The organism is Sphingobium sp. FG11, assembly GCF_057809915.1.
Genome location: NZ_JBMDKW010000005.1, coordinates 226,989 through 247,007 on the forward strand (window position 1 = coordinate 226,989; position 20,019 = coordinate 247,007).

The following is a 20,019-nucleotide window of genomic DNA, read 5'->3' on the forward strand; positions in this document are numbered from 1 at the left end:
ACCTCAGGGGGTCGCAGTCGGTGACGTCTGGCCTTGTTCTTTCGCGGCCTCGGTTTCCGCTGCCTTCAGGAGGCGCAGCACATTGCCCGACCAGATTTTGCCGATATCGGCCTCCGAATAACCGGCTTTCACCAGCGCGTCGGTGATGCGGGGAATCTTGGTCACATCCTCCAGCCCCGGAACCCCGCCGCCGCCATCCCAGTCGAGACCGATGCCGACATGGTTGGGGCCAACCACCTTGAGCGCGTGGAACAGGTGCGCCAGAAAATCGTCAAATGTCGGCGGATCGATTTCCGGATAGAGCGTGTCGATCTCGCGGCGCTTTTTCAAAAATGCCGCTCGCGCCTCTGCACTGACCTTCGCCCCCTCGCGCATCTGGCCGTAGAGCGCGCCCAGCGCCTTTTGCCGTTCGGGGTTCGGTTTTGCGGCCTTGAGATAGGTGCCAAAGCCATTCATCTGGATGACGCCGCCCTTCGCCGCCAGCGCCCGCAAATGGGCATCGTCGATATTGCGCGGGTGATCGTAGACCGCCTTGCATCCCGAATGGGTCAGCAGGACCGGGGTTTTGGACAAGGCGAGCAGATCGTCGAGCACGGCATCGGAACTGTGCGATGCGTCCGCGACGATGCCGAGGCGGTTCATTTCGACCAGCAATTGCCTGCCGAGCGGGCTGAGGCCGTTCCATTTGGGGTGCTTCGAAGGGTCGGTGGAACTGTCGGCGAACTGGTTATGCGCGAAATGGGCAAAGCCCGACACCCGCACCCCCATATCGTAAAACAGGTCGATCAGGCTCACATCCTCGCCCAGCGGATAGGCATTTTCGATCGACATATAGACGATGCGCTTGCCGGTCGCGGCGATCGTCGCCGCATCCGCCGCCTTGGTCGCGAGCGTGAAGTTCGCCGGGTCCGCCGCGACCATCGTGCGGATCGATACGCCGCGCATGATCGCGAAATCACGCGCTTTCTCATAGCCTTCGCGCGTTAGCGGACCCTGGCTCGTATAGATGGCGAAGAAGCCGCCATCCAGCCCGCCCTTCTTCATGCGGGGCAGGTCGACCTGCGTATAATCCATCCTGGGATCATGCTCGTCCTCGATCGACCAGCCGGGCAGGTCGAGCGAGGCCGGCGTATCCATATGCGTGTCGAGCGTGATCAGTCGTTCGTGCAGGCGGGCTGTCGCTTTCGGCACGGTTTGTGCGGAAAGCATCGTCCCCTGACCCGCCATGGTGGCAGTAAGAAGTATAGCGGTCAGGGGACGAAGGTTCATCGGATCAAATCTCGCCGGACAGTGTGAACTGGAAAGTGCGGGGCGACTGCGGACGGAAAAAGCCGTCGCCGCTGGGCTGCGCCAGGATAAAGGATAGCGCCTCTTTATTGAACACATTGTCCAGATTGAATCGTGCCTTCACGCTCTTAACCGGGCCGAGCGTGATCCCATCGCCAATATCGACATAGGCGCTGAAGATCGTGAAGCCCGGCACGCTCGAACCGGGCGTGTTAACCAGCGTGGACCAGCGACTGCTGGTATATTTGCCGCTGAAATTCGCCACCAGCCATTTCGCCGGTTCGATGGTGACGCCGCCGTTGACGATCCACTTGGCGCTGTCGGGCAGGAACTTGCCGGCCAGCGCCGTGCCATTGGGCAGATTGTCCTTGAACTTGGCGTGATTATAGGTCGCGTTGAGATTGAAATAGGCAAGGCCGTGGAGGAAGGTCGGCTTGTAGGTTCCGGTGAATTCCGCGCCATAGGATTCGACGCGGCCGACATTGGTGTAAACGCTTTCCAGCACGTTGCTGCCGACCACCTGAATATTGGTCTGGGCAATGCGGTTGTCGAACTTCGTATAATACAGCGCCAGCGCGCCGTAGAATTGGGCCTGGTTGGTGCGGACGCCCAATTCGAAATTCTGCGACTTTTCCGCCTTGGGCGCGGGCGCCAATATGCCGGTCGAGGGGACGACGGAATAGATATCGTCCAGCCCCTTGGGCAGCGCGGTATTCTCAGCGAATGAGGCGAACACCTGGGTGTGACTGTCCAGCTTGTAGATCAGTCCCGCCATCGGCAGAAAGCCGTCATTATAATGAGCGGTAGCGCCATGCTGGCCCCAGCCCTGGACGTAATTGGGCGTCGCCGCAGTTCCGGTGTTGCGGAAATAATCGGCATAGTCGCGATATCCGAAATAATGATAGTCGAGGAACAGCGATTTGAAGCCGAGATCGACGATGAGGCGGTCATCCAGCAGCTTGATCGTATCCTTTAGGAACAACTGGGTCGTATCGCGCTTGCTGCGATAGTCGCGCCGCAGGAATACCAGCGAATCGAGGTCTGCCGGGCTGGCGGGCGAACCATCGGTGGTGTTATAGCGCGCCTGGGTGCGGTGATATTTGTCCAGCTCCGCCCACACCCCAGCTTCCAGCGCATGATTGCCCAGATCCCAGTGCAGCTTCGTCGTGATGCCATAGCGGTTGCCGCCAACGCCGGACCGGCCGAACTGGGTGCCGCGCGGCGCGTTGACCGGCAGGCCGACGGCGCTTTCGCCATTATAGATCGCCAGACTGTTGGCATAGCTGTCGGGCGACACGCCATAGCCGCCCTTATCTTCCCAATAGGCCGTGCTTTCCAGCCAAGCTCCGTCTGCTATGCCAAGATGGACGGTCGCGCCGTAGAGCCTGTCCTTCCGCACGTTAATGGCCAGATTATAGCTGTTGAGATAGGCGGGGTTGGAATAGGCAATGCCCGGAACCGTCGGGGCGAAGCCGGGCGTCGTGTTGGGCGGGGCCACGATATAGCCGGTGTCGCTCGCCTGGCCGCGGCCAATGAAGGGCGAATCATAGTCGAAGAAATCGTTCGACACGAATTTGAACCGCGCCCAACTGTCCCCGCCGAGGTCGGCGTGGATTTGCGCTTCCCAATGTTCGCGGTCGACCGTTCCCGCGCCGCGCCACAGGTCGGTGTTGAGCTTGGTGCGGCTGACATAGGCCGTGAACGGACCCACCTGACCTGTGTTGATGCGGATGAAGGTGCGCTTGAGATCATTGTCGCCAAAGGCCTGGGAGACGAACAGGCCGGGGTCTTTCTGCGGTGCAATGGAATTATAAGAGATGATCGGACCCAGCGAGGAATAGCTGGGCAGGCTGACATCGCCCGCGCCGACCGATGCCTCGACCCGCCCCAGATTTTCGTTGTCGACATAGCGGAACACCGGGCTGCCGCCGAAAACATCGCTGCGGCCGGTGGGGATGCCGTCGACGATGAAGCCGATCTGGTCGAGGTTGAAGGCCCGGCTCTGCACGCTGTTGCCGAATTCATACAGACCGAGCGGTCCGTCGGTCTGGACGTTGAAGCCGGGCAGCTGTTCCAGCATCTTGAGGCCCGAAATGCCCGATGGCGCGGACAGCAGCGCATCGCGCGTAATGCCGACCGTATTGGTCACCTTGTCCTGGCCGATGGCCTCTGACGATTGCGAGATGCGGCGGCCGGTGACGAGAATCACGTCCGATTCTCCGGGCGCGGGCGATGCCTCCTGCGCGATTGCCGGGGCGCCCGCAAAAGCGGAGCCCATCAGGAATGCGAGCAGCGCCCGTCGCGCATGGTTTCGGCTGAAACGAACCTGATCATATATCGTCATGGCAAACCCCCTTCATGGTTCGCCCTTCAGACGGCCGATCGCTCCGGCCGCTCATCTCCCCCGGTGGCTGGCATATCAGCGGACATGCGTGCGCATCATTGAGTCTTGTACGAGTTTCTATTTAAAACGAACAAGGCGCATTGATCCGCCATCCGGTGGAGCAGATATATCCGCGGGATGAGGGAGCCGGGGAGGCCATGTCCTTTGCATCTATGGGCACAGGAAACAGGCTTCTATTTTCAGGTCCGATCGACGGCTATTTGGAGCGCCAGCCGCCATCGACGCGCAGCAGGGTGCCGGTGATGAAACTGGCCGCATCGGACGCGAGGAACAGGACCGGCTCGGCGATTTCCTCCGGCGCGGCAAAGCGACCCATCGGCGTCACGGCCTTCACCTGCTCATCGACGCCGGCAAAATCCATGACCTCGAAAATATTGGTGAGGACGCCGCCCGGTGCGATGGCGTTGACCCGGATGCCGCGCGCTGCGACCTCGCAGGCGAGCTGGTTGACCAGCCCGGTGACGCCATATTTGGACGCGGTATAGGCCACCCCGCCGGCGAGGCCGCCAAGGCTCGCGACCGAGGATGTCATGACGATATTGCCTTTGGTCCGCGCCAGATGCGGCAGCGCGGCGCGCGCGCCGTAGAAACAGCCCGACAGGTTGACCGAAATATTCCGGTGCCACAGTTCGTCGGTCATATCCTCGCAGGGCGTGCCCATGTCGATGACGGCGGCATTGCCGAAATAGACGTCGAGCTGGCCGAACAGGGCGATGGCGCGGTCGAACATGCCGTCGATCTGGGCGCGATCGCTGACATCGACCTGATGCGCCTCGGCGTTGCCGGATGCCTGCCGGATCAGCTGCGCCGTCTCTTCGGCGCGATCCTGCACGATGTCGGCGACCAGCACATTGGCGCCTTCACGAGCGAACGCCACCGCCGTGGCGCGCCCGATCCCCGATCCGCCGCCCGTCACGATCACCGACTTGTCCTTGAACCGCTGCATCAGCATGTCTGTCTCTCCATCTTCTATTTTCAGGGTTACGGCGATCAGGGGGCTTCGCGAAGTCCGCCACAGCCTTTGAGCGTGCCTCCGCCAAAAGCGATCTGGACGTTGTCGGACCAGAGCGCGTCGCTCATGCCGTCGCTGCACGGACCGGCGCTGATCGTCATGGCGAAGCTTTCGCCGCGATAGCGGATGACGCCCGCATCGTCCGAGCGGATGACGGCGACACGCAGCGGGGGCTTGTCCGGCAGTTCGAGCACCGCCGATGAGCCTGCCAGCGTGACGGCCCAGAACGGTTCGGTGCCGATGGCGCGGTAGTCCGTTCGCACCCCTTTTGCAGATGCGGGCCGTGGCGTCCGGGTCGCTGCGTCAGGGCGCGGTCGGCGGGCGGGAACGACCGCCTCCGCATCGTTCATCGGCGTTCCGGCGATGGGTGCGGAGCGGATCGGCGCAGCAGCCATCGTGCGATTCGCCGGCGGGCCAAGGTCGTCCTTGTCACCGCAGGCCGAAAGGACAAGCGGTAGCAGGCCCGCCATCACCGCACCGACGCGCACCACCGCCCCGGCCTACACGTCCAGATTGGCGACGTTCAGCGCATTGTCCTGAATGAACTCGCGGCGCGGCTCGACGATGTCGCCCATCAGCCGGGTGAAGATTTCGTCGGCGATATCCGCCTGCTCCACCTCGACGCGCAGCATTGATCGATTGTCGGGGTCGAGCGTCGTTTCCCAAAGCTGCTCGGCGTTCATTTCGCCAAGGCCCTTGTAGCGCTGGATCGCAAGACCTTTGCGTCCCGCCGCCAGAATCGCTTCCAGCAATTCGCTGGGCCGCGTGATGACGGTCGATCCTTTAGCCGGCGCGGCTGGCAGTTCATCCTCGCCTGGCTCGTCCTGCGCCGCCACGGCCTTGGCCGAAATCAGTCGGCTGGGGCTGCGGTAGCTGGATGCTTCCTCGGCGGCGGTGCTGTGCAGCTTGCGCGCCTCGGCTGATCCCAGAAAGCCATGTTCGACGACATGATGGTCGGTCACGCCGCGCCACAGCCGTTCGAAATGGAAGCCGCCGCCCTCGGCTACGCGGCCGGTCCATTTGCCCTCAGCGTCATGCTCGCCCATCCACCGGACGGCGGCCGTCAGCCGTTCGGACTGTCCGGCTTCGGTCAGTTCGGGGTCGAGCGCGCCGGTCAGGCTCAGCGCCTCGATGATGGTGGGATCGTAGCGGCGCGGCACATAGCGCATCACCGCACGCATGCGGCGGGCATGATCGACCAGCGTTTTCAGATCTTCGCCGGTGCGGGTGCCTTCGCCGCCATCGAGCGCCATCGATTCGGCACCATTGTCGACCAGATATTGTTCCAGCGCGGCTTCATTCTTGAGATATACCTCGCTGCGCCCGCGCGTCGCCTTGTAAAGCGGCGGCTGGGCGATGAAGAGGTGCCCGGCCTCGATGATCTGCGGCATCTGCCGGTAGAAGAAGGTCAGCAACAGCGTGCGGATATGCGCGCCGTCGACATCGGCGTCGGTCATGATGACGATCTTGTGGTAGCGCAGCTTTTCAAGGTTGAAATCGTCGCGGATGCCCGTGCCCATCGCCTGGATCAGCGTGCCGACTTCCTTGGACGAGAGCATCTTGTCGAAGCGCGCGCGCTCGACATTCAGGATCTTGCCCTTGAGCGGCAGGATCGCCTGATTATGCCGGTTGCGGCCCTGTTTGGCGGAACCACCCGCCGAGTCTCCTTCGACCAGAAACAGTTCCGACTTGGCGGGATCGCGCTCCTGACAGTCCGCGAGCTTGCCGGGCAGGCTCGCGATATCGAGCACGCCCTTGCGCCGGGTCAACTCGCGCGCTTTCTTCGCGGCCTCGCGCGCGGCGGCGGCGTCGATCACCTTCTGCACGATCATCTTGCCGTGCGCGGGGTTTTCCTCCAGCCATTCGGCCATCTTGTCGGCCATCAGGCTTTCGAGCGGCTGGCGCACTTCGGAAGAGACCAGCTTGTCCTTGGTCTGGCTGCTGAATTTGGGGTCAGGCAGCTTGACCGAAACGATCGCGGTCAGCCCTTCGCGCATGTCCTCGCCGGTCAGCGACACTTTTTCCTTCTTCAGCATCCCCGACTTGTCGGCATAGTTATTTATCGTGCGGGTCAGCGCCGCGCGGAAGGCGGCGAGATGGGTGCCACCGTCGCGCTGCGGGATGTTGTTGGTGAAGCAGAGGACATTTTCATAATAGCTGTCGTTCCACTCCAGCGCGACGTCGATCGTCACATCGTCGCGGGTGCCGGAAATCGCGATCGGATCGGGCATAAGCGCCGATTTGTTGCGATCAAGATATTTGACGAACGCCGCGATGCCGCCTTCGTAGAATAGTTCGACCTCGCGCTTTTCCTCGTGCCGGGCATCGACCAGAAACAGGCGCACGCCACTGTTGAGGAAAGCCAGCTCGCGGTAGCGATGCTCCAGCTTGTCGAAATCATAATCGACATGGTTGCGGAAGGTCGCGCCGTCGCCTGGCGCCTTTTCCATCGAGGCGAGGAAGGTGACGCGCGTCCCCTTCTTGCCCTCCGGCGCGTCGCCGATCACGTCAAGCGGGGCGGTCGCGTCGCCATAGGCGAAGCGCATATAATGTTCCTTGCCGTCCCGCCAGATATTGAGGTCGAGCCATTCGCTGAGCGCGTTGACGACCGACACGCCGACGCCATGCAGCCCGCCGGATACCTTATAGGCATTGTCGTCGCTGGTGTTCTCGAACTTGCCGCCCGCGTGCAGCTGGGTCATGATGACCTCGGCCGCCGACACGCCTTCTTCCTTGTGGATGCCGGTCGGGATGCCGCGGCCATTATCCTCGACACTGACGCTGTTGTCGGGATTGAGCGTGATGACGATGCGGTCGCAATGGCCCGCCAGCGCTTCGTCGATCGCATTGTCGCTGACCTCGAACACCATATGGTGCAGGCCCGACCCGTCGTCGGTATCGCCGATATACATGCCGGGCCGTTTGCGCACGGCGTCCAGACCTTTAAGCACCTTGATGCTGTCTGCGCCATATTCGTTGCTGTTGGGATTGCTTTGACTGTCTTCGCTCATGCGCCAGCATATAGGGAATGCGCCGGTGAAACTAAAGCAAAACATGGCGGCTTCCGCCGGGGGCGGGCCCGGTCTATGACCCGATGATGCGCTGGTTTTTTCTGCCCCTGTTGCTGCTCGCCGCCTGTTCGAAAAGCAGCGATGTGCTGGAGGAATTGCCCAACAGTTCGCTCGCCGGTTCGCCGCGAGGCGCGATGAGCGAGACTCGGCTGGAAGCGGGCCTGACCCGGCGGGTGACGATCGGCGAGGATGGGCCGCGTCTCGACGCCTGCGGGGCGATGGGGCTAGTCACGCGCGCCGGCGAAAAGGGCCTTGTCCTGCGCGCCGCGCCGTTCGAGGAAGGGAAGGAAGTGGGCCGGCTGGCCAATGGCGATCGCGCTTTCGTCTGCACCCGCAGCCTCGACCAGAAATGGCTTGGCGTGGTCGTCGTGGCCATGGGCGCCTCAGCGGGCGCATCCGGCGTTGCGATCGATCGCACCGATTGCGGGGTATCGGATCCGGTCGATCGCAAGCAGCCCTATGACGGTCCCTGCCCGAGCGGCTGGGTGTCGAGCGCCGCCGTCCGGCTGGTGTCGCACTGAAGTTCGGCCTGATCGGGGATCGTGAAGAAGGGCAGGGCATGGTGGACGATCCAGCCGATGCTTGCCGCATAGAGCAATGTGACCACGCTGAAGGAGGCGGCGCTGGATCATCGTGGGGAAAGCCAATAGTAAAATTGGCATTTTACAAAATGGCCAATATTGGATAATTGGATCGCATCATGCTCTGATCTGGATGCCATTGCCATGTCGACATCATCCCTGCGCCCGCCTTCGCTGATCCGCCTGCTGGGGGCCTGGCGCGCGGCGGAAAGCCCCGAGCCGGCCTATCGCCAACTGGCGCAGGCGCTGCGGATGCTGGTGCTGGACGGGCGGGTCGCGCTGGATGTGCGTCTGCCCGGCGAGCGGGAGCTGGCGGCGGCGCTGGGCCTGAGCCGCACGACCATCGCCGCCGCCTTCGACCGGCTGCGCGAGGAGGGCTATCTCGAAAGCCGGCAGGGGTCGGGAAGCGTCACGCGCCTGCCCGCCGGGCGGACCGAATCATCGCCGGTCGATCTGGATAGTCCGGCGGGCGGCAATCTGTTCAACTGGACCCATGCCGCCTTGCCCGCGTCGCCCGGCGTCGCCCGCGCCTGTCAGGCGGCGGTCGAGGCGCTGCCCGCTTATCTGGGCGAACTGGGCTATGATCCGCTCGGCCTGCCGCCGTTGCGCCGCGCGATCGCCGCCGATTTCGAGCGGCGGGGCTGCCCCACCAGCGCGGACCAGATCATGGTGACGAACGGGGCGCAGCCGGGCTTTTCGCTGCTGCTGCAATGGCTCGCCGGGCCGGGTGACCGGGCGGTGATCGATCACCCGACCTATCATAACGCGATTCAGGCGTTGCAGCGCGCCCATGTCGTGCCGGTGCCGGTCGGCCTGCCGCAACAGGGCTGGGATATCGACGCCATGGACGCCGCGTTCCGTCAAACGTCGCCGCGTTTTGCCTATATCATCGCCGATTTTCACAATCCGACCGGCCGGTCGATGGACCCCGCGACGCGGCGGGCGCTGGTCGCCGCCGCCATGCGCAGCCGCACGCCGCTTATCATCGACGAAACGATGATGGCGATGGGCCTCGATTCCGCCGCGCCGCCGCCGGTCGCCACCCATGATCCGTCCGGCCGTCACGTCATCACCATGGGGTCGGCGAGCAAGCTGTTCTGGGGTGGTTTGCGCGTCGGCTGGATTCGCGCCGATCCGCAGACGATCGCCGCGCTCGGCCGACTGCGCACGACGATGGATATGGCCAGCCCGGTGGTCGAGCAACTGGCCGTCGCGCATCTGATCGAAGCCAACGAAGGGCTGGGCACGCGCGCGGATATGCTGCGGGCGCGCCGCGATCATCTGCTGGGATTATTGGAACGGCATTTGCCGCACTGGCGGGTCGAATCGCCCGCCGGCGGCCTGTCGCTGTGGGCGGAAATGCCCCATGCCGAAGCGACCGCGCTCGCGGCGCTGGCCGAAAGCCATGGCGTGCGCATCGCGCCGGGGCCGCGTTTCGGGGTGAATGGCGCGTTCGAACGGTTCCTGCGCCTGCCCTTCACCGTGCCGGAAGACCAGATGGCGATGGGCGTCGCGCGGCTGGCGCAAGCCGATGCGCGGCTGCACGCCCGCGCGCCGCGAGGGCATGATTCGCTGGCGCTCGCACTGGAAGCCGACCGATTGATCTGACGCAAAAAAGGGCCGCGCAGACGTGTCTCTGCGCGGCCCTTTTACATTTTCCGGCTCAGGTTTCGACTTAGGCCGTCTTTTTGCCAGCCTTGTAGCGTTCGATCGCTTCCAGCGTGACCCGCTTGGCGTCGTCGGCGCCGCCCCAGGTGCCGATGCGCACCCATTTGGTCTTTTCCAGATCCTTATAATGGGTGAAGAAATGCTCAATCTGCTCCATGACGATGCCGGGCAGGTCGTCCTTTTCGCTGATGTCCGCATAATAAGGGAAAGTCTTGTTATCGGGCACGCAGACGAGCTTTTCGTCGCCGCCGGCTTCGTCTTCCAGGTTGAGCACTGCGATCGGGCGCGCGCGCACGACCGATCCGGGGACGAAGGGCGACCGGGCGATCACCAGCGCGTCGAGCGGATCGCCATCGGGCGAGAGCGTGTGCGGCACGAAGCCGTAATTGGCCGGATAGCGCATCGGCGTGTGCAGGATGCGATCGACGAACAGCGCGCCGCTGGCCTTGTCGAATTCATATTTCACCGGCTCGCCGCCTACGGGCACCTCGATGATGACGTTCAGGCTGTTGGGCGGATCGTCGCCGACCGGGATCAGTTCGATGTTCATGAATGGGCCTTTTGCTGACGTTGGCTTGCGGGGTGATTATGTTCTCGGTTTGAGCAGCCGATCGAGGCTGCCCTCACCCTCTCCTGATTTTTCGAGGCGCGGATAGCGCAGGCCATCCCAATAAGCGAGCGACAATATCCGGTAATATTTGTCCTGCCGGACGATGATCTGGATCGGCTTGCGCGACGTGCGCGCCTCCCGGATCGCATCCTTGAACAGGTCGCCCGAATATTCATGGCCGTTGATCGCGACGATTTTCGATCCTGTGGCGAGGCCCGCCCTGAAGGCCGCGCTGTCCCAGACGATATTGCTGATCTCGCCATCATTCTTGACGACGAGGCCGATGCCGAAGCTCTGGTCCACCATTTTCTGCGCGCTTTCGGCGCTGCGCGTGATGGCGCCCGGCGTGTCGCCATAGACCAGTTTATAGCCGCCGAGCGTGAAGCCGCCCTTGGGTGTTTCCTTCGTGGTGGCATCGACCCGCGCCGCGAAGAAACCGGCCCAGTCATAGGGGGCGATGCCGTTCAGCGTCTGGATGACATCGTCGCGATGATAGACGATCTGGCCCCAGTCGCCGGGACTGATCCCGAAAAAGGCGCGGGCGAAATCGTCGAGACCCTTTTTGCCGCCGGTCTGCCGACGCAGGATCGCGTCCGCCTCCAGCCAGATCATCAGCCCTTCATTATAATAATCTTCCGACCGCTGCCAGCTCGTCCACCCCTTGGGCCGGCGGGCGGAGATGATCGGATCATGGGTCGTATCCTCCATCGCCCGCCATTCGCGGCCCTTTGCGGTGTCGAGTTTCGCGGCGATATGGGCATAGGCGTCCAGCGTCTCCTGCTTGGTGAACAGGCCCGAGCGCGCGCCCAGCACATAGCCCCAGAATTGCGTCTGCCCTTCATAGACCCACAACAGATTATCCTGCATCGGCGTGCGGAAATCGGGCGTCCACAACAGGTCGGGGCGGCGGAACTTGCCGTCCCAGCTATGGGTGAATTCATGCGGCAGCAGGTTGCGGTCTAGCAGCGCGTCGCCATCGCCCGGCTTTTTGAAATAGCCCGGCTCGACCTGATTTTCGGAGCTGCGATGATGTTCGAGGCCGATGCCGCCCATTTCGTCGGTGATGGCGAGCAGAAAGTCGTAATGATCGAAATGATAGGCGCCGAACAGCGATCCCGCTTCGGCCACCAGCTTTTTATGCTTGTCGATCTGGTCGGGCTTGGCCTCCAGTTCGTCGGCGTCGTCGGCGACGATGTTGAGCGTCACATTATGGCCAAGGTCGACCGCCTTATAGTGGACCCCGGCGAACACCGGGGAATCCTGCAAGGCTTCATAGTCGATGACATCATAGGAGATGGTGTCGCCGGTTCGCTTGCCCCGCAGCGCGCTCGCCGCCTGCCAGCCGGCGGGATAGGTCACGTTCGCCTGCACCGGGATCTGGCGGGTATAATAGCCCGCCGGATAGAGCGAGACCGACTCCCACTGGATGTTCAGCATCCTGGGCGTCACCACGACGCGGCCCTGATTGGGCGCGGTGGCCGAGAGGAACTGGAACTGCGCCACGACTTGGCGTGCGCCCTGCGGCACGTCGATGCGGAAGGCGTAGACGTCGAGCGGGTCGCGCGTCCAGGGGATCGGCCTGCCATCGGCGGTGAAGGTCAGCCCGGCGAGCTTGTCGATCTGGCCGCGCGGCGCATGATTGCCGGGCAGCCATTGCGGCATCAGCAAGGTCATGGGGCCGGCTGCGGCGACGGGGATGGTTTCGCGCACGCGGAAGATGCGCTGCACGGTGTCGGTGGCGTCCACTTCCAGCCGGATCGTGCCGCCGGGATAGGGCGCGTCGCGGGGCGCGGGCGTCGCGTCGCTGATGACCGGCGCTGTCGGTCTGGAGCGGATCGCGTCCTGCGCGGCGAGCGGCGCGGCGAGGGCGGCGGACAGGCAAAGCAGGGTGGCCACGCTGCGGATCATGAATGTCTCCGGTGGATGAAGATGGAAGGACAGGGGACATGCAGCATGGCGGGACGAAGCGTCGCCGTCCACCTATTCGCGAACACTCCAAGAAAGGCTTGCGGCCGTTCATGAAAATCGCGTTTCCTCTGGCATGAATTGTCGCTAATGCCCCCGGCCCATGGCCAAAATCGAAACACCGCGTCCGGTACGCGGCACACAGGACATGTTGGGCGGCACCAAGGATGCGTTCGCGGAACGCTTCGCCCATGTCGTCGCGACCTTCGACCGGGTGCGCAGGCTCTACGGATTCCAGCGCGTCGAGGTGCCGGTGTTCGAGGCGACGGCGGTGTTCGCCCGGTCGCTGGGCGAAAGCACCGACGTCGTGTCCAAGGAAATGTATACGTTCGAGGATCGCGGTGGCGACAGCATCACCCTGCGCCCAGAATTCACCGCCGGCATCGCCCGCGCCTATATCACCGAGGGCTGGCAGCAATATGCGCCGCTCAAGGTGGCGACGCACGGCCCGCTGTTCCGGTATGAGCGTCCGCAAAAGGGCCGCTTCCGCCAGTTCCACCAGCTCGACGCCGAGATCATCGGCGCGGCCGAGCCGGGCGCGGATGTGGAGTTGCTGGTGTTCGCGGACCAGTTACTGAAAGAACTGGGTATCAATGAGGGCGTGACGCTGACGCTTAACACGCTGGGGGATGCGGCCAGCCGCGAGGCGTGGCGCGCGGCACTGGTCGCGCATTTCGAGGCGCATCGGGAGACGCTTTCGGAGGAAAGCCTCGACCGGCTGGCGCGCAATCCGATGCGCATCCTCGACAGCAAGGACCCGCGCGACCGCCCCGTGGCGGACAGCGCGCCGGATATCGACGCGTTTCTGACCGACGAGGCGCGCGGCTTCTTTGACAAAGTGACGGCGGGGCTGGATGCGGCGGGGGTCGCGTGGGAGCGCAATGCCCGGCTGGTGCGCGGCCTCGATTATTATCGCCACACCGCGTTCGAGTTCGTCACCGACCGGCTGGGCGCGCAGGGCACGGTGCTGGGCGGCGGGCGCTATGACGGGCTGATCGAGAATCTGGGCGGCCCTGCGACCCCGGCGGTCGGCTGGGCGGCGGGGATCGAGCGGCTGGCGATGCTGGTGGAGGGTGATTTCAGCCAGAAGCTTGATGCCGTCATTGCGTTGGAAGATGATGGTCTGTCGGGTCTGGCGATCCGGGGGCTGCGGACCTTGCGTGAGAAGGGCTATTCAGCCGATATGATTGCGACTGGCTCCCCTCGAAAGCGGTTCGACAAGGCCGCCAAGATACCGGCCCATGCGCTGATCTCTCTTAGCACGCGCGATGGCCAGCCGAGCACGAACGTCCGTGGTGACGGAAGCGAAAGGGCTGCGGCGGTAGAAGCGCTGTTCCGGTCGATCGGCTAATGCACATCTCGCCTGAACGCATCGCGCAGATCGAGGCGCGCCGGGACGAGGTTCAGGCGTCGATGACGCGCGCCGATCTGCCGGCGGACGAGTTCGTGCGGCTGTCGAAGGAATATGCCGAGGTCGAGCCGGTCGCCAGCGCCGCGCATGAGGTGCGGCGGTTGCGGCAGGAATTGGCCGCGCTCGATTATATGGCGGGCGGCGACGATGCCGACGCCGATCCGCTGATGCGCGACATGGCGTTGGAGGAAATGCAGATCCTCAAGGGCCGTCTCCCCGATGCCGAGCGGGCGCTGGCGCTGCTGCTGATACCCCGCGACCTGGCCGATGCGCGTCCCGCCATGCTGGAAATCCGCGCCGGCACCGGCGGCGACGAGGCGGCGCTGTTCGCGGGCGACCTGTTCCGCATGTATCAGCGCTATGCCGATGCGCAGGGGTGGAAGATGGAGCTGATCTCCGCCAACAGTTCCGAAGCGGGCGGTTACAAGGAAGTCGTGGCCAGCATCAACGGGGCGGGGGTGTTCGCCAGGCTGAAGTTCGAAAGCGGCGTCCATCGCGTCCAGCGCGTGCCCGTCACCGAAAGCGGCGGGCGCATTCATACGAGCGCCGCGACCGTGGCGGTGCTGCCCGAGCCTGAGGAGGTCGATGTCCAGATCGCCGATGGCGACCTCAAGATCGACATCTACCGTGCGTCGGGCGCGGGCGGGCAGCATGTCAACACGACCGATTCGGCGGTGCGCATCACCCATTTGCCCTCTGGCCTTGTCGTCATCCAGCAGGACGAGCGATCCCAGCACAAGAACAAGGCCAAGGCGATGCAGGTCTTGCGCGCCCGTCTGTACGAAGCCGAGCGCGAGCGCGCGCATAGCGAGCAGGCGGGTGCGCGCAAGGCGATGGTGGGATCGGGCGACCGATCGGAGCGCATCCGCACCTATAATTTCCCGCAGGGGCGCGTCACCGATCATCGCATCAACCTGACGCTGCACCGCCTGCCGGAGATTTTGGAAGGGCCGGGCCTTGCCGAAGTCATCGACGCGCTGGTGGCGGAGGACGAAGCGGCGCGGCTGGCGCAGCTGGACGGGGTGGGGTGAACGCTGCACTGGCGCTGCGCGCGGCGGCTGCGCGGCTGGAGCCGGTGAGCGGAACGCCCCGGCTGGACGCGGAACTGCTGCTCGCCCATGTGCTTGGTCTCTCGCGCGGCGACCTGCTGCTGCGCCAGCGCGATCTGGACGCGCCCGCCGCTTTCGATGCGCTGGTCGAGCGCCGCCTGGCGCATGAGCCGGTCGCCTATATCACCGGCATGCGCGATTTCTGGACGATCAGTCTGACCGTGACGCCCGATGTGCTGATCCCCCGGCCTGACAGCGAAACGCTGATCGAGGCGGCGGTCGCGCATTTTGTGGGGCGGGCGCCCGAGACCATATTGGACCTTGGTACCGGGTCGGGCGCGTTGCTGCTCGCGGCGCTCGACCAGTGGCCGCAAGCGCGGGGGCTGGGCGTCGATATATCGACGGCGGCGCTTGCTGTGGCGCGCGGCAATGCGGATCGGCTGAGGATGGGCGCGCGGGCCGATTTTATGGCCAGCGACTGGACGGCGGGGATCGAGGGCCGCTTTGACCTGATCCTCGTGAACCCGCCCTATATCGCGCGGGATGTCGCGCTTGGAGCCGATGTGCTGCGCGAGCCGCATGGCGCGCTGTTCGCCGGGCCGGAAGGGCTGGACGATTATCGGCGGATCGCGCCGCAATTGCCGCGCCTTCTCGCCAAAGACGGCATGGCGGCGATCGAGATCGGATTCGACCAGCGCGACAGCGTGTCGGCCCTGCTGCGGGGCGAGGCGATGGATGTCGTGGCGCATCGCGATCTTGCCGGGCATGATCGATGCCTTGTGGCGACGCACAAGCGGTAATTAGGCTGGATTAAGCGAAATTTGCTTGGTTTATGCTTGGAAACCCACTAGATGACGTTCAGGAGCGGCACCATATCTGGATTTGACTTGACGGGTCATTGCCAGAAAAGGCCGTTTTCTCAGCTCCTAACAGTCATGATGGCGCTGCTGCGCAAGCGCCTCTGGCAGTGCGGGACGACTCCTTCGAGTCCTCCCCTGCGGAGCCGTATCCGGTTCGATGAGCGGGCCGGACTTGGGGTGACGACTGAACGATGTTTTCAGTGAATAATGTCATAGTGAACGCAAGGACCATGTCTTGATCAACAACAGGCAGGCCGGCCGCCGCAATCGCGGCCGGAACAACGGGCGTCCCAACGGTGGAAATCGGGGCGGCGGCGATAATGGCAACCGCATCGACAACCGCGCGCGTGGCAATGCGACCCAGCTTCTTGAAAAATACAAGAATATGGCCCGCGACGCGCAGATGGCGGGCGACCGGGTGAATGCCGAATATTATCTTCAGTTCGCCGACCATTATTTCCGCGTCCTTGCCGATAACCGGGCGCGTCAGGAAGAACAGCAAGGCCGCTTCCGTCGCAATGACGAGGGGATGGACGAAGAGAATGAGGATTTCGACGGCAATGACGATGCCGGCGAAGATGCCCGCTTCGACGCGCCGCAACAGCAGGCGCCCCGCTATCAGGAGCGTGAGTGGCAAAATGACGGTCGGGGCCGCAACAATGATCGCGGCAACGACCGGACAAACGATCGCGCCAATGATCGCGACCGCGGATCTGACCGGACGAACGACCGGGGCGGTGACAGGTCCGGCGAGCGGACCAATAATCGCGACGGTGGCAATGACCGGAATAACGAGCGGCGTGATCGCAACCGGCGGGAACGCCCGCTTTCGCAGCCGGTCGCGCAGCAATCGCAGGGTGAACAGGTCGCTGCCTTCGAGCAGGTTGCGGTGGAGCAGCAACCCGCACCCGCCGTTGCGGTGCAGACCGCCGAAGCGCCCCGTCCGCGTCGTGGCCGGCCGCCGCGCCAGCAGGCCGCGCAGGCCGAGACCGTGAGCGAAGGTCTCGACCTCGCCATATTGCCGCCGTCGATCGCGCGCGCCGACAATGACAGCGAAGCCGCCGATGCGCCGCGCAAGCGCACCCGCCGGCCTCGCCCGTCGACCGAAGCGGCCGAATAAGCCGTTAAGGCCCCGCCAATCGCAGCAAAAAGGGGACGGTGCAGGCGCCCCGTCCCCTTTTTACTGTCTATCGCTTGCCGGGGCGCGGTTCGCGTCGACCGCCAATCGGATCGCTATCAGCGCGAGGGCAGCAACCGGGGCCTGTGGTCCTCGTCCAGCGCGACGAAAGTGAACAGCCCGCTGGTCAGGTGTACGTCCGTCAGCGATGCCCCGCGACTGGCGACCACATCGATACGGATCGCGACCGAGGTGCGGCCGCGCCGTTCCTCATGGGCATAGACCGACACGATGTCGCGCAGCAGGATCGGCGCGATGAAATGCATGCCCTCCACCGCGACGGTGGCGACGGGGCCTTGCGCGATCCGGTGCGCGACGATGCCGCCGGCAATGTCCATCTGGCTTAGCACCCAGCCGCCGAAAATATGGCCATTGGCGTTGATGTCGGTCGGACCCGGCACCACGCGCAATATGGGGGCGCTGCCCGCGTTTCCGCTCGTTTCGTTGGTCTCAGTCGTCAATGTCCACCTCGCCTTTCAGTCTGTCGATCACCTGTTCGTCATGCCCCGTGCCGCTCGACAGGAAAACGAGCGCCATCAGGCCGGTGCCGAGCATGAACGTGCACCAGGTGCCGATGATCGTGGCGATGATCATGTGCAGCGGCATCGGCCCCGCCCACCATCGCAGCGCGCCAAGCGCCAGCCCGACGCAGATGACGCCGCCAAAGGCCATCCACAGCATGAGCCGCCGGAACCGTGCCCAGGCAGTGGCCGCGATAACGGGGTCGTCGAGCGCTTGTTTGCGAGTCATGTCTTTTCTTTGGGGTGTGAAAGTGGGATCATCAAGCACCTGGACGTCCTGTCCGTGCGAAAAGGGAGAGTGCATCATGACCATTGCGGCGATTTTGCGGGGCAAGGGCAAGGATGTGGTACAGGCCCGGCCCGGTGACACCGTCCTCTCCGTCGTGAAATTGCTGGCCGAAAACCGGATCGGCTGCGTCCCCGTGGTCGATGACGGGGCGGTCGTCGGCATCTTTTCCGAACGCGATCTGGTTTATCGCGTCGGCGCGGAAGGGGCGGGCGTGCTCGACCGGCCAGTGAGCGACGTCATGACATCGCCCGCGATTACGATCGACACCGAAACCCCGGTGATTTCCGGACTTTCGATGATGACGAAGCGGCGCATCCGGCATTTGCCGGTGGTGGTCGATGGCGCGCTGGTGGGGCTGATCTCCATCGGCGATCTTGTGAAGCATCGCATCGACGGGATCGAATCGGAAGCGGCGGCGCTGCGCGACTACATCGCTTCGGCCTGACGGGCGCTGAGCGTCAGGCGGGCGACGTCGCCGGACGCGTGCGGCGCGTCACCAGCCCGACCAGTTCCATCAACGTGCCCCGCGCGCACAGCATCAGCGCGCCGAGGAAGGCGACAGCCCCTGTGGGCACCAGCACGCCGAGGCGAACAGGCGCAGGCAGCGGCGGCAGCATCTGGTCGATGGCGAACACGACGCCCGCCATCAGCACGGAACAGCCGATGCCGGGCGCGGCGGCACGGATCACGTCGCGAATGCGCAGGCCCATCGGCGCGCCCGCAAGCCGGGCGGTGACGGCGGTCAGGATGGGGAAGGCGCCGAGCCATGCCCAGGCGAGGCCGATGGCGCCGAAGCGGATGCCGATCAGGAACGCGGTCGGCATCAGGATCGCGCCGACGGCGGCGATTCGCGCGGTCGTGCCGGGTCGGCCGACCGCATTGCTGACCGGCGCGAACATCACCTGAAGCGTCATGAACGGCATGGCGAGCGCCAGAATGGCGACAAAGGGCGCCATGGCCAGCCATTTGACCCCGAACAATGTCTCGACCAGCGGATGCGCCGTCACCGCCATGCCGAGATAGACCGGGCAGGAGATCAGCAACAGCAGCCGCACCGCCTTGCAGAAGGACCAGGCGATCCGGCTCGGGTCCTTCTGCATCCGCGCATAGGCCGGGAAAGCGACATCGTTGAGCGGCGGGATGAACTTGCTGACGAAAATCTGGGTCAGGAACAGCGCTTCGGCATAGAGACCCAGCTCATGGGGACTGAGCATCCGGCCACCGATGAAGATATCCGCCTGACTCTGGACGATCCAGAATAACTGGCCGCCGAGCAGCGACGCGCCATAGGTCACCATCGCGCCGGTCCCGCGAAAATCGAAGCTCGGGATCGGGCGGAAGCCGGTGGCGATGACATAGCCGATCGCCTTAACCCAGAAGCCCGCGATCGGCGCGAACACCAATGTCCATACGCCCCAGCCCGACAGTGCCCCGACCAGCGCGGTGGCGGCGGAGGCGATCGCCGCGATCAGGTTGACGAGCGCGGGGCGGCGAAAATCCAGCGCGCGGCCCATGATCGCTTCGGGAATCGAGAGGAAGGGCGTGGAGAGGTAGAGCAGCGCCTGCACGCGCAGGAGCGAGGCGACCATCGGCTGGTCATAATAGTCCGCCGCGATGGGGGCGATCAGCAACTGGGCGATCGCCAGCCCGCCGTTCAGCAGCAGCATGATCCCGAACGCCTGCCGCAGCCGGTGCGAATCGAGCGAGTCGGACTGAACCAGGGCGCTGACCAGGCCATAGCCGTTGAGGAAGGTCGCGAAGTTCAGAATCACCTGGGTCATGGCGAACAGGCCATAATCCTTGGGATCGAGCAGGCGGATCACCGCCAGCGTGACGCCCCAGCTCAGCATTTGCGACAGGATCTGGCTGCCCGATCGCCAGAAGATCGCGCTCCTTACGCGCGCGCCGAATCCGGCGTCGTCCGCATCCGCATCCTGCAAACCCATATCACTCGCTTTCCATCCCGGCCGTGCTGGCCCGTAACCCCTTTAGCCGCTGTGTTCTCAAAACTTTCTGAAACAAAAGTGCAAAAAGCGTTTGACGGTTTGGCATGTCCCATCTAGAGGGCTGTTCACCGGACGGGGCGCTGCCTACTGACAGCGCCTGGTACGGTC

Annotated in this window: 17 protein-coding genes; 7 read left to right on the plus strand and 10 right to left on the minus strand. The window is 64.1% G+C overall.

Annotated features, from left to right (window positions below; genetic code table 11):
• Positions 1 to 3: 3 nt before the first annotated feature.
• The 5 genes from ACODSN_RS06730 to gyrB form a co-directional block, all read right to left on the minus strand.
• Positions 4 to 1,227, minus strand: coding sequence for a dipeptidase (locus ACODSN_RS06730; RefSeq protein ID WP_489054139.1), 1,224 nt, complete (start codon positions 1,225 to 1,227; stop codon positions 4 to 6).
• A 46-nt stretch (positions 1,228 to 1,273) separates the two neighbouring features.
• Positions 1,274 to 3,631, minus strand: a complete 2,358-nt coding sequence (locus ACODSN_RS06735) for a TonB-dependent receptor (protein WP_489054104.1) — start codon at positions 3,629 to 3,631, stop codon at positions 1,274 to 1,276.
• A gap of 256 nt (positions 3,632 to 3,887) precedes the next feature.
• Positions 3,888 to 4,643, minus strand: coding sequence for an SDR family NAD(P)-dependent oxidoreductase (locus ACODSN_RS06740; protein ID WP_489054105.1), 756 nt, complete (start codon positions 4,641 to 4,643; stop codon positions 3,888 to 3,890).
• Between the two features lie 38 nt (positions 4,644 to 4,681).
• The gene (locus tag ACODSN_RS06745) at positions 4,682 to 5,194 is read right to left on the minus strand and encodes a membrane-like protein (protein WP_489054106.1); all 513 of its coding nucleotides are present in this window, start codon (positions 5,192 to 5,194) and stop codon (positions 4,682 to 4,684) included.
• 9 nt (positions 5,195 to 5,203) lie between these two features.
• A complete protein-coding gene (gene gyrB / locus ACODSN_RS06750; RefSeq protein ID WP_489054107.1) occupies positions 5,204 to 7,714 on the minus strand; it encodes a DNA topoisomerase (ATP-hydrolyzing) subunit B in 2,511 nt (836 codons plus the stop codon).
• Positions 7,715 to 7,800: 86 nt separating this feature from the next.
• Here gyrB and ACODSN_RS06755 point away from each other — a divergent pair, with 86 nt between their 5' ends.
• Positions 7,801 to 8,295, plus strand: coding sequence for a hypothetical protein (locus ACODSN_RS06755; protein WP_489054140.1), 495 nt, complete (start codon positions 7,801 to 7,803; stop codon positions 8,293 to 8,295).
• Positions 8,296 to 8,499: 204 nt separating this feature from the next.
• A complete protein-coding gene (yczR, locus tag ACODSN_RS06760; RefSeq protein ID WP_489054108.1) occupies positions 8,500 to 9,963 on the plus strand; it encodes a MocR-like transcription factor YczR in 1,464 nt (487 codons plus the stop codon).
• Positions 9,964 to 10,030: 67 nt separating this feature from the next.
• Here yczR and ppa read toward each other — a convergent pair whose 3' ends face one another.
• Together ppa and ACODSN_RS06770 are read right to left on the minus strand one after the other, a co-directional pair.
• Positions 10,031 to 10,573: an inorganic diphosphatase gene (ppa, locus tag ACODSN_RS06765; RefSeq protein WP_489054110.1), complete on the minus strand. Its 543-nt coding sequence runs from the start codon at positions 10,571 to 10,573 to the stop codon at positions 10,031 to 10,033.
• Positions 10,574 to 10,609: 36 nt separating this feature from the next.
• Complete coding sequence (locus tag ACODSN_RS06770) at positions 10,610 to 12,541, minus strand: M61 family metallopeptidase (RefSeq protein WP_489054112.1); 1,932 nt, start codon at positions 12,539 to 12,541, stop codon at positions 10,610 to 10,612.
• A gap of 160 nt (positions 12,542 to 12,701) precedes the next feature.
• Between ACODSN_RS06770 and hisS the strand changes: the two genes are divergently transcribed.
• The 4 genes from hisS to ACODSN_RS06790 all read left to right on the plus strand — a co-directional run bounded on the left by hisS (position 12,702) and on the right by ACODSN_RS06790 (position 17,038).
• Entirely contained in the window at positions 12,702 to 13,949 is a 1,248-nt protein-coding gene (hisS, locus tag ACODSN_RS06775; RefSeq protein WP_489054114.1) for a histidine--tRNA ligase, read from the plus strand.
• Complete coding sequence (gene prfA / locus ACODSN_RS06780; RefSeq protein ID WP_489054116.1) at positions 13,949 to 15,040, plus strand: peptide chain release factor 1; 1,092 nt, start codon at positions 13,949 to 13,951, stop codon at positions 15,038 to 15,040. Before hisS ends, prfA begins: the two co-directional genes overlap by 1 nt.
• Entirely contained in the window at positions 15,037 to 15,858 is an 822-nt protein-coding gene (gene prmC, locus ACODSN_RS06785) for a peptide chain release factor N(5)-glutamine methyltransferase (RefSeq protein WP_489054118.1), read from the plus strand. Before prfA ends, prmC begins: the two co-directional genes overlap by 4 nt.
• A 295-nt stretch (positions 15,859 to 16,153) precedes the next feature.
• Positions 16,154 to 17,038 (plus strand): DUF4167 domain-containing protein, encoded by an 885-nt coding sequence (locus ACODSN_RS06790; protein WP_489054119.1) that lies wholly within the window; start codon positions 16,154 to 16,156, stop codon positions 17,036 to 17,038.
• Positions 17,039 to 17,154: 116 nt separating this feature from the next.
• On the opposite strand, the gene ACODSN_RS06795 is transcribed toward ACODSN_RS06790, so the two are convergent.
• Positions 17,155 to 17,556, minus strand: coding sequence for an acyl-CoA thioesterase (locus tag ACODSN_RS06795; RefSeq protein ID WP_489054120.1), 402 nt, complete (start codon positions 17,554 to 17,556; stop codon positions 17,155 to 17,157).
• Entirely contained in the window at positions 17,546 to 17,845 is a 300-nt protein-coding gene (locus ACODSN_RS06800) for a hypothetical protein (RefSeq protein ID WP_489054121.1), read from the minus strand. The genes ACODSN_RS06795 and ACODSN_RS06800 overlap by 11 nt, the downstream gene beginning before the upstream one ends.
• Before the next feature lie 76 nt (positions 17,846 to 17,921).
• On the opposite strand from ACODSN_RS06800, the gene ACODSN_RS06805 reads away from it, so the two are divergent.
• Entirely contained in the window at positions 17,922 to 18,350 is a 429-nt protein-coding gene (locus ACODSN_RS06805) for a CBS domain-containing protein (RefSeq protein WP_489054122.1), read from the plus strand.
• Between the two features lie 13 nt (positions 18,351 to 18,363).
• On the opposite strand, the gene ACODSN_RS06810 is transcribed toward ACODSN_RS06805, so the two are convergent.
• Positions 18,364 to 19,851 carry a lipopolysaccharide biosynthesis protein gene (locus tag ACODSN_RS06810; protein WP_489054124.1) on the minus strand — a complete coding sequence of 496 codons (1,488 nt, stop codon included), beginning with the start codon at positions 19,849 to 19,851 and terminating at the stop codon, positions 18,364 to 18,366.
• Between the last annotated feature and the right edge of the window lie 168 nt (positions 19,852 to 20,019).